13 protein-coding genes are annotated in these 13,965 nt (G+C 53.9%); all 13 read left to right on the forward strand.

Translation table 11 applies throughout. The features are described 5' to 3' along the window. Positions 1 to 3,255 carry an AAA family ATPase gene (locus AC6CDK_RS11595; RefSeq protein WP_192905173.1) on the forward strand — a complete coding sequence of 1,085 codons (3,255 nt, stop codon included), beginning with the start codon at positions 1 to 3 and terminating at the stop codon, positions 3,253 to 3,255. A 44-nt stretch (positions 3,256 to 3,299) separates the two neighbouring features. Then, positions 3,300 to 4,985 (forward strand): DUF262 domain-containing protein, encoded by a 1,686-nt coding sequence (locus AC6CDK_RS11600; RefSeq protein ID WP_192905172.1) that lies wholly within the window; start codon positions 3,300 to 3,302, stop codon positions 4,983 to 4,985. A 16-nt stretch (positions 4,986 to 5,001) separates the two neighbouring features. Beyond that, on the forward strand, positions 5,002 to 5,979 hold the full coding sequence (locus tag AC6CDK_RS11605) for a calcium/sodium antiporter (protein ID WP_192905171.1): 978 nt from the start codon (positions 5,002 to 5,004) through the stop codon (positions 5,977 to 5,979). A gap of 441 nt (positions 5,980 to 6,420) precedes the next feature. Further along, on the forward strand, positions 6,421 to 7,662 hold the full coding sequence (locus tag AC6CDK_RS11610; RefSeq protein ID WP_192905170.1) for a tyrosine-type recombinase/integrase: 1,242 nt from the start codon (positions 6,421 to 6,423) through the stop codon (positions 7,660 to 7,662). A gap of 292 nt (positions 7,663 to 7,954) precedes the next feature. Next, complete coding sequence (locus AC6CDK_RS11615) at positions 7,955 to 8,713, forward strand: hypothetical protein (protein ID WP_192905169.1); 759 nt, start codon at positions 7,955 to 7,957, stop codon at positions 8,711 to 8,713. 117 nt (positions 8,714 to 8,830) lie between these two features. After that, entirely contained in the window at positions 8,831 to 9,019 is a 189-nt protein-coding gene (locus AC6CDK_RS11620; protein ID WP_192905168.1) for a transcriptional regulator, read from the forward strand. Next, positions 9,019 to 9,876, forward strand: coding sequence for a toprim domain-containing protein (locus AC6CDK_RS11625; protein WP_496639836.1), 858 nt, complete (start codon positions 9,019 to 9,021; stop codon positions 9,874 to 9,876). Before AC6CDK_RS11620 ends, AC6CDK_RS11625 begins: the two co-directional genes overlap by 1 nt. Continuing rightward, positions 9,873 to 11,747, forward strand: a complete 1,875-nt coding sequence (locus tag AC6CDK_RS11630; protein ID WP_192905166.1) for a DUF927 domain-containing protein — start codon at positions 9,873 to 9,875, stop codon at positions 11,745 to 11,747. Before AC6CDK_RS11625 ends, AC6CDK_RS11630 begins: the two co-directional genes overlap by 4 nt. Positions 11,748 to 12,169: 422 nt before the next feature. Then, positions 12,170 to 12,745 carry a hypothetical protein gene (locus tag AC6CDK_RS11635; protein WP_192905165.1) on the forward strand — a complete coding sequence of 192 codons (576 nt, stop codon included), beginning with the start codon at positions 12,170 to 12,172 and terminating at the stop codon, positions 12,743 to 12,745. A gap of 21 nt (positions 12,746 to 12,766) precedes the next feature. After that, positions 12,767 to 12,925 carry a hypothetical protein gene (locus AC6CDK_RS11640; protein WP_161792678.1) on the forward strand — a complete coding sequence of 53 codons (159 nt, stop codon included), beginning with the start codon at positions 12,767 to 12,769 and terminating at the stop codon, positions 12,923 to 12,925. 207 nt (positions 12,926 to 13,132) lie between these two features. Beyond that, the gene (locus AC6CDK_RS11645) at positions 13,133 to 13,345 is read left to right on the forward strand and encodes a helix-turn-helix domain-containing protein (RefSeq protein ID WP_192905164.1); all 213 of its coding nucleotides are present in this window, start codon (positions 13,133 to 13,135) and stop codon (positions 13,343 to 13,345) included. A 47-nt stretch (positions 13,346 to 13,392) separates the two neighbouring features. Next, positions 13,393 to 13,704, forward strand: coding sequence for a hypothetical protein (locus AC6CDK_RS11650; protein ID WP_192905163.1), 312 nt, complete (start codon positions 13,393 to 13,395; stop codon positions 13,702 to 13,704). 48 nt (positions 13,705 to 13,752) lie between these two features. Next, positions 13,753 to 13,965 (forward strand): hypothetical protein (locus tag AC6CDK_RS11655; protein WP_496639837.1); only part of this gene is annotated, 213 nt, incomplete at its 3' end.

Below are 13,965 nucleotides of genomic sequence, written 5' to 3' on the forward strand. Positions count from 1 at the left end.
ATGAGAATCCTGCAGGTACGCTTCAAGAATCTGAACTCACTGGTCGGCGAATGGCAAATCGACCTGATGCATCCGGCCTTCGCGTCTGACGGCATCTTCGCCATCACCGGTCCCACCGGCGCGGGGAAAACCACCATCCTCGATGCTATTTGCCTCGCCCTTTACGGGCGGACGCCGCGCTTGAACAAGGTCACCAAGAGCGGAAACGAAATCATGTCCCGCCAGACCGGCGAATGCTTTGCCGAGGTGACCTTCGAAACCCAGACCGGGCGTTACCGCTGTCACTGGAGCCAACACCGGGCACGCAAGAAGCCGGATGGTGAACTCCAGGCCCCGAAGCACGAAATTGCCAATGCCGATTCCGGCGAAATTTTCGAATCCAAGATCAGAGGTGTAGCCGACCAGATTGAGTCCGCTACCGGCATGGACTTTGACCGTTTTACCCGCTCCATGTTGCTGGCCCAGGGCGGCTTTGCCGCGTTCCTCCAAGCGGCACCGGATGATCGGGCTCCTATCCTGGAGCAGATAACGGGTACAGAGATCTACAGTCAGATATCCATCCGTGTCCATGAACGCCAGCGCGAAGAGAGGGAAAAACTGAACCTGCTCCAGGCTGAAACGGCAGGCATCGTGATTCTTGAGCCGGAGCAGGAACAAGAGATTGGGCAGGCACTCGATGCAAAGCAGAAGGATGAGACAGACCTTGCCGCCAGGACGGCTGATACCGGGAAGGCCATAGCCTGGCTCACCACCATCGATGGGCTGAAGAAGGAAATCGTCAACCTGGCCGATGAAGCGAGCAAGCTGCAGGGCGATATCGAGGCGTTCAAACCGGATCGTGAAAAGCTGGGCCGGGCTTTGAGTGCCGCCTCGCTGGACGGCGCATACGCAACGCTCACCGCCACCCGCAAACAGCAGGCGGATGACAGTGCAGGCTTGAAAGCCGAGGAAGAGGCGCTTCCTGGACTGGAATCCTCCGCCAAGGAACAGGCCGAGGCACTGAAATCAGCTGAGCAACAAACTGCTCAGGCCAAAGAAGAGCTGAAAGCGGCCACGCCTACATTGCAGAAGGTCCGCTCCCTTGATCAGAAACATGCCGATCAGAAAAAAGCTGTATCGGAAGAGGATGAGGGCTGCAAGAAGGCTACGGCAAAAATTGATGCAGACAAAAAGACACGGCTCGAAGAGCAGGACAAACGATCCAAGGCTCATGAGACGCTGGATCTTGTGGACGGCTATCTCAAGGAGCATGCACAGGATGAATGGCTGATAAGTGGTCTGGCTGGCGTTGAAGAACAGATCGGCGGCCTGCTCTCCAAACAAAAAGAAATCGTTCAAAAAGAGGCTGCTCAAGAAGCGGCCAATACGACTCTGGAACTGGCGACAAAGTCACTCGACGACTGTCAAAAGCAATCCGGCATTCGGAAGCAGGAACTGGAGGACGCCTTAAAACAGCTTCAGCAGGGCAAAGATGCATTGAGCCAGTTGCTGGGAGACCGCTTGTTGCGGGAATACCGCACCGAGAAGGAAACCCTGCTGCGTGAAATGGCCTTCCTGACCAAAATTGCGGAACTTGAAGATCACCGGGCAAAACTGGAAGACGGCAAGCCCTGTCCGCTCTGCGGCGCGACCGAACACCCCTTCGCGGAAGGGAATGTCCCTGTCCCCGATGAAACCGAACGGAAGATCGATTCCCTGGCCAGCCTGATCAGCAAAGCCGAGGATCAGGAAGCCGCCATCAAGAAACTCGAAGACGCTGAACGACTGGCCCGCACAAACCTTACGGATGGTGAAAAGCTGGAGTCAGCAGCGGCTAATGACAAGAAGGCTGCCGAGAAAGCCCTCGCCGAGGTGAAGGACGGCCTGGTGAAACTCCGTGCCGATTTTGCCGAACACAGGCAGGCTGTTGCTACCAAGCTCCAGCCGCTTGGTATTGCGGACATCTCCGAAACGGACATTTCATCACTGATCGAAACCCTCACGGCGCGGCTGAAGGCGTGGCAGGCCCAGGTCAAGAAAAAGGCGGACATCGAGAAACAGATTGCCGACATCGACAGCGAGGTGAAGCGGCTGGATGCGGTTATCGAAACTCAAAGCACCGCCCTGAATGAAAAGCTGGAACGCCTGGAGACCTTGAAAAAGGATCTCGCCATCGGAAGTGATGAGCGCAATGCACTGTACGGCGACAAGAATCCCGACGATGAGGAGCGCCGTTTAAACAAGGCGATTTCGGATGCCGAAGGTGCCGAAAAGCAGGTCAGAGACCGGCACAATGAGCTCCAACAAAAATGGAATACCGCGAAGGCCCATGTCGAATCTCTGAAGAAACGCATCGACCTACGAGAACCGGAACTGAGAAGGCTTGAAACAGAATTCTCCGCAGCGCTCGCGCCTGTTGGCTTTTCAAATGAAGAACAGTTCCTGGCGGCCATACTGCCCTCTGAAGCTCGGGCGGAGCTGACAGCCACGGCCAAGGATCTTGATGAGCGTCAAACAGATCTGAAAGCCAGACAGAAGGATCGGGAAACGCGCTTGGCTAAGGAAGTGGCCAGCAAGATCACCGACAAATCATTGGAAGAGCTCGAGCCCCAATTCAAAAAGCAAGAGGAGGCCCTGAAAGAGCTACGGGACATCATTGCCGGTCTCAAGCACAAGTTGAGTGAAAATGCGGCCGCTAAAGAGCGGATAAAGGAAAAGCAGGCAGCTATCGAGGCCCAGAAAAAAGAGTGCCGCAGGTGGGAAAACCTGCACGAATTGATCGGCTCCGCAGACGGAAAGAAGTACCGCAATTTTGCCCAGGGGCTGACCTTCGAAATGATGATTGGTCACGCCAACCGGCAATTGCAGAAAATGACCGACCGTTACTTGCTGGCCCGAGACGATGCTCAGCCCCTTGAGCTCAACGTGGTCGACAACTATCAGGCTGGAGAGATTCGGTCCACGAAGAATCTTTCCGGCGGCGAGAGCTTCATCGTCAGCCTGTCCCTGGCGCTTGGGTTGTCCCATATGGCCAGCAAGAATGTCCGGGTGGATTCGCTGTTTCTGGATGAAGGCTTCGGCACCCTGGACGAGGAAGCCCTCGACACCGCCCTGGAAACCCTCGCGGGCCTGCAGCAGGACGGCAAGCTGATCGGCGTCATTTCGCACGTGCCCGCCTTGAAGGAGCGGATCAGCACGCAGATCCAGGTATCGCCTCAAACCGGTGGCAGAAGCCAGATATCCGGGCCTGGATGCGGCAGCGTCGTCCCAGTTTAGCGGAGCTGGAATTTCGAGAAGATGGTTAATAACAAGGAGACAAGATGAGCAAAAAAATCAGTGGTGCCGAATATCCTCTCTCGAAAATATTCAGCTCCGACTTTGATTATGTCATACCGTCGTATCAGAGGCCGTATGCGTGGACAGTGGACCAGGCGTCCGAGCTGTTTGACGACCTATATGATTTTTACGTCCGCGAGAAGGAAGACACTTATTTCCTCGGCAGCATTGTTCTGATCAAAGAAGAAGGAAAGCCATACTCTGAGGTCATTGATGGTCAGCAGAGATTAACGACGCTGACGATTCTCCTCTCATCGATAACGTCAAATCTTTCGGGCGATCTGAGGAGTGACTTCGAGAACTACATAAGGGAGCCAGGACGTGCCTCCCAGGGACTGAAGCCTAAACCGAGGCTTTCTCTCCGAGAAAGAGACCGTGAGTTTTTTACGAAACACGTTCAGTCTCTTGATTTTGATACCCTGCTCGGCCTTGATCCTGCTGGTCTCGACAACGAATCTCAGAAGAATATTCAGTCGAACAGTCGCCTGTTGCTGGACAGACTTAAAAATACCTTCGGCAGTGACGCCGACAAGCTATGTGCTTTTGGCGCGTTTCTGGTTCAACGGTGCTTTTTGGTGGCGGTGTCAACGCCAAGCCAGCAATCCGCCTTCAGGGTGTTCTCAGTGCTGAACAACCGAGGCCTAGATTTGCTCCCTTCCGATATTGTTAAGGCTGATGTTATTGGGCGAATTGCCCCGGCGCGTCAGGATGAGTTCACTGAAAAATGGGAGGAACTCGAAGTTCAAACCGGCAGGAATGGTTTCAATGACCTGTTTGGACACATCCGGATGATTTATGCTCGGGAAAAGGCCAAGCGTGCGCTACTTGAGGAGTTCAAGGAGCATGTGCTGAGCGTGGTAGCCACCCCGGAAGACCTGATTGAAAAAGTCCTGGAGCCCTACGCCGATTCATACCTCATCGCAAAATCACAGCAATATGTGTCCACGAAAAATGCTGAGGACGTGAATCGTCTTCTGAAATGGCTGAATCGCATCGATAACTCCGATTGGCTGCCGCCAGCGATCCTCTTCCTTTCACAGAAGAAAGATCACCCGGAATACGTTCTGTGGTTCTTTACAAAGTTGGAGCGCCTGGCGGCCTATCTGCATATTTGCGCAAAAAACGTGAATCAACGCATCGAACGTTATGCAGAGGTTATTGCTTCCCTGCAAGCGCCGCATTCAAAGGATGCACCTGCCGTCAGCGTCGAACTGACCAAGGCTGAAATCGATGAGATGAAAGAAGCCCTTGATGGCAAGATCTATGAGTTGACGGCTCGCCGCCGAAATTACCTTATCCTGCGCTTGGATTCATTCCTGTCAGATGGGGCCGCAACCTATGATCCAACCCTACTGACTATCGAGCACGTTCTTCCGCAAACCGTCAGCGACGGGAGCGAATGGGAGAGGTTATGGCCCGATCCAGACGGACGGAAGAGCTGGGTTCATCGCATAGCGAATCTTGTGCCCCTTACACAGAAGCGGAACTCGAAAGCACAAAACTTCGATTTCGACACCAAGAAGACAGCGTACTTTGGCGGGAAGCGAGGAGTGTCGTCATACGTTCTGACGACGCAGGTTCTTAAAACCGCTGAATGGACACCATCTGTTGTCGATCAACGGCAAAAGGACCTGCTTGAAGTTCTGATTGATCGCTGGGAACTCGCTTGAGGGGCTAATATTTCGTATGACACTGGCCTTCATCGCTGTAATTTTTGGCTTGGCGCTCCTCGTTTGGAGCGCCGACCGTTTTGTGGAGGGATCGGCATCCACCGCACGCCATTTCGGCATGCCGCCGCTGCTGATTGGCATGGTGATTGTCGGCTTCGGTACCTCCGCGCCGGAGATGGTGGTGTCGGCCCTGGCCGCTTCGCAGGGCAACCCGGGCATCGCGCTGGGGAACGCCTACGGCTCGAACATCACCAACATCGCCCTGATCCTGGGGATCACGGCCCTGATCAGCCCCATCGCCGTACATTCGCAGGTGCTGCGCAAGGAACTGCCCATCCTCGCGGTGGTCACGGCGCTGGCGGCATGGCAACTCTGGGATGGCGAGATCACCCGGCTTGATGCCATCGTGCTGCTTGCCGTGTTCGGCGGCCTGATGGCCTGGACGATCTGGCAAGGGCTGCGGAAAAAAGAGGATGCGTTGGGAAGCGAGATGGAGCAGGAGCTGGACGTTCGCGCCATGCCCATTCGCCGTGCGGTCTTCTGGTTGGTGGTCGGTCTGGCTCTTTTGATTGTCAGTTCCCGCATTCTGGTCTGGGGCGCGGTGGAGATCGCTCATGGGTTTGGGGTCAGCGATCTGATCATCGGCCTGACCATCGTCGCGGTCGGCACCTCGCTGCCGGAACTGGCCTCATCAATCATTGCAGCCAGGAAGGGCGAACACGATATCGCTCTCGGCAATATCCTCGGCTCCAACCTGTTCAACACCCTGGCGGTGGTGGGGATCGCCGGTACGATTCACCCGCTGGCCGTTGGGCCGGAAGTCTTCAACCGGGACATGCTGGTGATGGCCGCACTGACCCTGTCGCTATTCGTGATCGGCTATGGATTCCGGGGACCAGGACGTATCAACCGCATCGAGGGCGCGGTGCTGTTGGTCTGTTACGTGGGCTATACGGCCTACCTGATCAGCACGGTTTTTGGCGGGCAGGCATAGGCCAATTCGATTCCCGTTTTTGGAACCGAACCGGCGTCCGAAAACCGGATTCGAAGTTGTTGCGGCTCGACGCCAGGTATCCGGTTTTACTGCAAACCCGTAACCCTCGTCCGGTGCTGGGAAATCGGGGGAGAAAATCGTTTCTCTGGTCGGGTTGTTGGGAAGTTGTTGTGCAAGATGACTTCGTCGTTTATTATCAAGGAGTTACGAGGAGCGCGGGCTTTGAGGCTGTTTTGCGGTAGGTCGTCGTTCCCTCCACCATTTAAAGGTTCAGTAAGGACCAGAGTAGTACAAGAAGCCCCGAGAAATCGGGGCTTTTTTATTTGTGTTTGTCTGATAGTGTGCTATATGGTCTAGTGAAATCTGGGAATTTTGGGGGCCGTTTCTTGGGGTAAAAGCCCCCAAGCAAAACCGGAGGCCCCCATAAAGGAGAAAAGCCCCATGCCTAAACGGATCGTGCCGCTAACAGACATTAAGGTCAGGAATGCGAAGCCGGCTGGAAAAGATGCGAAGCTGTTCGATGGTGGGGGGCTGTATCTTCTGGTTACTCGATCGGGTGGTAAGCTTTGGCAATTCAAGTACCGGTTTGACGGGAAGGAAAAGAAGCTGGCTTTCGGATCGTACCCTGAAGTTTCTTTGGCTGATGCCAGGGGGAAAAGGGAATCGGCTCGTAAGTCTGTGGCGTCCGGCATTGATCCCGGAGAGGTACGGAAGGCGCAAAAGGCAGCGCGTGTCAGTGAGGTTGAAAACAGTTTCGAGATTGTGGCAAGGGAGTGGCACTCCCGGTTCTTATCGACTTGGACGCCAGGCCATGCAGAGACGATCATGTCACGGCTGGAACGCGACATATTCCCCTGGCTGGGTAGCCGTCCGATTGTAGAAATCAAGCCCTCTGAATTGCTGATGGCGTTACGTAGGGTTGAGGCTCGTGGGGCTCTTGAGACGGCGCACCGAATCAGAACGGTATGCGGTCAGGTGTTCCGATATGCCGTGGCGACGGGGAGGGCAGAGCGGGATATTTCGGCGGATCTTCGTGGGGCATTGCCCCCGGTAGCAGAAAAGCACCATGCCTCTATAACTGACCCGGCCAAAATAGCAGAACTCCTTCGCGCAATAGACGGCTATCAGGGGGGCTTTGTTGTCAGGTGTGCACTGCAACTCGCCCCCATGTTTTTTGTTCGACCCGGAGAGCTGAGAGCCGCAGAGTGGGGGGAATTCGATCTTGATGCAGGTGAATGGAATATCCCGGCAGAAAGAATGAAGATGAAGCAAGCGCACCTTGTGCCGCTATCCCGTCAGGCGGTGGAGGTATTGAGGGAGTTACAAGACCTCACTGGTCATAGCCGTTACGTGTTCCCCTCTGGACGATCCTTTCACCGGTGTATGAGTAACAATGCCGTCAATGCGGCATTGCGCCGCATGGGGTACGACAAAAACGAAATGACCGGTCACGGCTTCCGGGCGACGGCTCGAACTATTCTTGACGAAGTGTTGCATATTCGGCCCGATTATATTGAGCACCAGTTAGCACACGCTGTGAAGGATCCAAACGGCAGGGCCTACAATCGGACGGCACACCTTGCTGAGCGAAAGAAGATGATGCAGACGTGGGCCGACTATCTGGACGGACTGAAATGTGGGGCAAAGATTTTGCCGTTTCCAGGTCATGCACAGGGTGAGTGATTCAAAAAGGATTTTTTTCTTATAGGTGTAAAAAATCGCTGTCCAACCGTCCAAACTGTCCAAAATGCAGTTAATACACTGATATTGTTATAGAAAGTTGTGGACGGAATTAGAAAAACGAGGGGTGTTTATTTGTCCCGTGTCCCTTACTTGGGACAGAAAAGGGAACTGTGACCTTGAGGCGGATCGAATAACAATTTCACTTTCAGGGGATAGGGCGGCCACCCGACAAGCTGGTAACTCCTGCCAGCTTCCCCTGGATCATTTAGGAGCCGCAAAGGAGAGCGGGAAAATGATAAATTCTTCTCTACTGAATAGGGAGGCTTTGCTTGAAAGTCTGCTGGAGATTTGCCGCGAAGCTCAAGCATGGCCGATAAAGACAATTCGTGTTTGTCCTGATGATTATAATGGAGACGACAAACAACTCGATGAATACATTTCCACGGCAAAGGAAATGCTTCACTATAAGACCGAATTTGAGAGAGGCAACCGACTAGCGGTATTGTATGCTCTAACTTATTCAACAAAACAAGGATTTTGTGTGCCGGCCTGGGCACAAATTGAACTTTGTGATGGCTTTGATGAGTATCTTTGTCAAGGATCAGTCAAAGATAAAGTTCCTTCTCTTGAAAAGTGTCTGGGATTGTCTGGTAAACGGTCATTTTCAAAGGAATATACACGTTTAGTTTATTCAGAAATCTGTGAGCTTATAGCTTTTCTCAATATGAAGATTGGTTTTTCTGTGCCTGTAGCCTGTCACCTTGTAACGTGGCCCGGAGAAATCGCAGAACACTTACAACCATCACAAGTTTCCGATATTTATAAAGAGTATGGTAAAGCCGCCCGTATCAAGGAACGTGCTCTACCCTCTCTAACGCCCCATGAGCAACATGAAGCAATTTCAAATCAATACCGTGATTTTCTCGCAGACAAAGACCCTAAATTAATTGAGCGGCTCCATAATGCAGGGTTATTGAAATCTTATCGTCGAACCGTTAACAAGATTATTGACGATGTACTTGTGAAAGAAGGGAATCAGATAAAAAAATAGGGGGGGCATAACCACCCCAATTTTCCCCCCGCGACACATCACCCGCCCCTCCTTATACTGGCCTCCATCGGACATTATCTCACCGAGAATCATCTAGGTTGAGAGGTGGAGGCGTCAATGAACAAATATTTTCGAGTCAACCAGATCATCCCTCACATTTTCCCAGTGGCAAAAGGCACGTGGTGGGCATGGGTAAGGGCCTACCCTGAAGAACTGACACCGACCAAACTCGGACCGCGCACGACAGTTTGGTCAGAGCAACAACTCAAAGCCTTTGCAGAAAAGCAACAGGTTGGCGGCCGGTAGTGGCAGGCGATGCCCACACATACCTCTGTGAGATCATGGAGGCCAAGGGCTTGACCCCGCCGTTGACGCTTGAGCTTAATGGCCGTGTGCACCGGTATTGCGGAAAAGACGAGAGAAACCCGAATACCTGGTGCAAAGGGTTTGACAACGGCGACGGGACGGCCGGCGGCCGGTTTGGCAATTGGCGGCTTGGGATAGATGAGCCTTGGTTCTATCGTCCTGCAAGTCTCACCCGCCTGTCCCGTGAAGAATTGGAAGAGCTGCGCCGCAGGAATGAGGAGAAGAGGAAACAGGCAGAAGAGGCCAGAATTACAAAATTCCTTCGTGTATCGGCCACCGCTTCCAAAATCTTACGGCAGGCGTCCCCCGCCCGCCCGGATCACGCCTACCTCGTGGGGAAGGGGGTACTCCCCTTTAATCTTCGCCAGTCCGGCGAATCCCTTCTGATACCGGTTCGGGATGCGGAGGGGGTGCTTTGGTCCCTCCAGTTTATCGACCCCTCAGGCTCAAAACGTTTCCTTTCCGGCGGCCGCATTTCCGGCTGTTATCACTCCATTGGCCCGAAGCCGGTTGACGTTGTTCTGGTAGCAGAGGGCTTCGCCACTGCCGCCACTCTCTGTGAGGCAACCGGCTACCCGGTCGCCATTGCCTTCAACGCCGGGAATTTGCTTCCCGTCTCTCAATCCATTCGCACCAAGTACCCCTCAGCTACTTTACTGATTTGCGCCGATGACGACCGGCAGACTCCCGGAAACCCCGGCATGACAGCCGCCCGCAGGGCTGCCGACATGGTGGGCGGTGTCGTGGTTTCTCCTGATTTTACCCTGATAGATTCCACCGCCGAGGAGACGCCGTGAGCAAGCAACCGACAGATTTTAACGATGTTGTGCAAGTTGCCGGAAAGAAGGCATTGCAGGCTATCAAAAAGCAGACTAAGAGCGCAGTCGATGCCGCTAAGGGTGTCAAATTCAGCCAGTTTACTTTTGGCCCCCGTGGTGTCTTTCGTGACAAGGACGAAGACACGGTTCAGGTTTGTTCGCCAATTCGTCCAATCGCCTTGACTCATCCGGCACTGGGCGAATCTGGATCGTGGGGGGTATTGATCGACGTTAAGGACCCGAACGGGATATGGCACCCTCTTCATCTTCCGACAACCGCATTGGTAGAGCGTGGCGGGGAAGCCGCACGGTCAACCTTTGTCGCGCTGGGGGGGACGATTGCGGCCGGGGCTCGAAAGACCGGATTTGTTGATGCCGTATTCGCAATCGTTGAGCACGGTCACAATCTCCCGCGCTATGTGAATGTGTCCCTTCCTGGGTGGATCGATACAGGCAAGGGGCAGGCGTATGTTATGCCCAATGGCACCGTCATACCGAAATCCGCCAACGTGTTTCTGTCAGGTCATGTCGCGCACGGCTACCGAATGGTGGGCACGCTGGCGGGCTGGCAGACAGGCATTGGTGGGTTGTGCCGTGGGAATTCGTGCCTTATGTTCGCCGTTTCGCTTCCTTTGACTGCCCCACTATTGAAGTTAATGAACCGTCAGGGCTTTATTGTCAATTTGTACGCTATGAGCTCGAAGGGGAAAACCACATTGTTGGTGGTGGCGTCGTCAGTTATAGGTTCCCGGGAATTGGTTGGGTCGTTCAATTCGACGATGACCGCCGTGGAAATAACCGCTTCAACTCGAAATGATGGTCTTCTGATCCTTGATGAAACCAGTCAGGCAGATGCGGAAAAACTGCCGATTATTGCCTATGGAATCGGCAATGGTACTACACGTGGACGGGCAACAGATCGTGGCGGTCTTGCCGCACCGCAGCGGCACTATAAGACCGTTATGGTTTGTGGCGGAGAAGCCCCGGTTAGAGACATAGCGAAGGGCCGCGACGGGAAGGGCGAATTATACCAGGGACAACAACTCAGGTTCGTGGATACGCCGGTTAGCAGGGCGTACGGCGCTTTTGATTATCTACATGGCAGGCCGGACGGCGGTGCCTTCGCTGATGAATTGCGGCGCATGTGTGATGAAAACCACGGTCATGTGTTTCCGGTATTCATGGAGAAACTGGTCGCTGAACTTCGCCGGGATAAGGCGGGGTTGGTTGCCCGGATCGAAAAGATTGAGGCCGAATTTTTGACCACATACGTTCCGGCGAATGCTGGTGGACAGGTGAGACGGGTTGCAAAGTCATTTTCATTGATCGCCGCCGCCGGAGAGTTGGGGATTAAATACGGCCTGCTTCCCTGGGGCAATGGTGAGGCTTCGGCCAGTGTTGCCGAGCTGTTCTTGGCGTGGTTGAGAGAGCGTGGCACCCATGGCGATGGCGAAGAGGCTGAACTGTTGAAACGGGTGGAAATGGCCCTCACAAGGGACGGCGCTTCCCGGTTTGAAGAGATCGACAGCGGGCAGAGAGCGGCCGGCAGGCCGATTATAGACCGCAGGGGGTGGAAGAGAAGCATTTCCTCCATTACCGGTTCGTCAATCACTGAGTATTTTCTACCATCGGAACAGTTTAAAGAGGTGGTTCGCCCCGCTCCGGTCCGGTGGGCTGCCGACGTGCTCAGACAACACGGATGGTTGCAACCGGGAGAGGGTGGGGGGCACACCCGCCGGGAGATCCTGCCGGGACTTGGTCGTCAAAGGGTTTATGTGCTGAGTGCCCCCGAGGAAGAGCAAGTCGAGGATTCCCCGCAATTTGACTCGGACGGCCGACCACCGTTCTGATATGGCCGGGCCTCGAAGAGGCCGAAGAGGAGTCCGCCCGGATAATAGCCCGGTATGAACCGCATTTCTGACGAAAGGAGGTGATTGTGATGGTAGAACCTGACGAGCGAACAAAGCGGACAGCTCAAAAGCTTCTTCTTACAGGGGCTCTCCGTGCCCTGGCTCAATTGATTGTGCACATGCAGCGGGAACGAAGCGACATACAAGACGAACTTGAAAGGTTGGATCAGGAGTCCCAAAAATTGGACCCGGTAGGGTAGATGCGCATGTCTGGGTCTGATTCAGCGGGTCCCCATTTTGCGGAAATGGGGGAAATGCGCCTTCCCGCCGCTCCATTCTCTCAATAAGGGTACTGGTCATGCCCCTAGCTCCTGGAGAAGGGAGCGCCACGGCGCAAATTAATTAAAACGAAAGGAAAAATAATGGTGAATGAAATTGAAAGAATCAAAGCTGAGATCAACAGAAACCGCAAGGCTCTTGAAGGGGCCATGGCGTATACCGCGTGTCTGAACCAGAAACGCGACGAAATCAGGGGAAAGTTGGTCCAAATCAGCCGCCAGTTGCACGAGGCCCGCACCGGGCAAGAAGCCGCCGTAACACAGTATGCGAGGGGCGAGATAGACGACACGACGTTGGAGTCCTCTCAGGGGCGAGTTACCGCTCTGGAAAGGAAAGAAAAAACATTTTCATCAGTATTGAGGGTTTCGGAGAACGACATCAGTGCCGCCATGGAGAAAGAAAAGGAAATAACGACGCAACTCAAGAGATGTGAACAAGCCGTATGGGGAGCGATAGCCCAAAATGAGCTTTCCAGGGCAGCCGCCATTCTCCGGGGCGCTTTTGTGGCACTTGGTAGGGGCAATTTGCTCCCCCCTACCGGGGTCGTGTCGAGGGAGATGGGGTTTCTCGAAGGGTACGTATATGACGCGACTTTCTGCACAGGTACCGAAAGTTATGACGTGGCTATCAAGCAACTGGAGAAAAAATACCTGGATTAATCCAGCACCAGAGGAGGAATCATGGCCGTTCTCTATTTCGACGAGGCGTGGGATGAAGGGCGTATTCAGTGGGAGATTGACCGGCTCAAGGCAGAAATGTCCAGCTACAAGGCCCACATTGAAAGACTGGAAAGTCTGGCGGAGAAAAAAAGGGAAGCCAAGGCCTTAAGGGCTGGCTGACCTGTGCCTTACCATTGGTGTATGTGGAGCGCCAATGGGAAGGATATACGGGCTCTTTTATGTGTCGTGGCGTGAAAGAGGTGAACACCTCCCGTTGCTCAGTGCCTTCAGCTTTCTCCTTTCCCTGAAGGTTGCGGATGACGCGACTGAGTACCACGGTGTTTATTGAACGAGCGGTTGGCAAATAAGTTTGCAGGAGGCTGGAACATGAAGAAACCGCTGATTTTTAGTAAGGAAGAGATGATTAGCGTGAAAAATATTGCCCGTGATATCTGCTGCTCAAGGCAGCATGTCTATAACCTGATTGACCAGGGACGCCTGAAACCGGCCTTCCGGTTTGGTAGATCGAAGGGCCTATTCATTCCAAGGTCGGTACTCGAGGAATTCAAGCAGAATTGCCGAGTAGACCCCGGGGCCTAAGCGGGGCGTTGTCGGAGTCGGCAAGCTTTGAAGGGAAAGGATTACGAATGAAACGCAAGGAACCAATTCCCGGTTTCAGGGAAGCCGACTTGGAGCTTCAGTTGGCAATCCTGAAGGCGACCATCGAAACCCGCGTCCTTCTCAATCACCTCCGCGCACTGCGGAGGTCTGTCAGAAATGCGAACCGGATCGGGACTGTCTGGAACTTCGAGGTGCACCTCTTGGATTACCTCAACCGGGACATGGTACTGAATCTTCAGCGAATCACCCGGCAGGTCAATTCCGCACGCCGGGCCGTTCTGTCGTTCCTGAAACAGAACAATGTCCCGTTTACTCTATCCGGTGCCGGTGAATCGTAGCGCCGCGACCTGCCACAAAAGCCGGACTATCAAGAGGAGGAAAACGCCATGACTGAATTTACCGCCACCGTCGAAGGAATGGATAGCATCCGGGAAACATTGAACCCGGCTATCTATCAAGCGGCTTTTGTTTCTGCTCTCAACAAGACGACGGATCGTGGGGTTACCGCGGCAACCAAGACGGTGACCGAAACCTACAACATTAAGCGCCGTGACCTCTGGTCAACTTCGACCGGCAGAAGCAGGATCAAGATTTACCCC

This window comes from Geobacter sp. PheSNFMC (assembly GCF_059620965.1).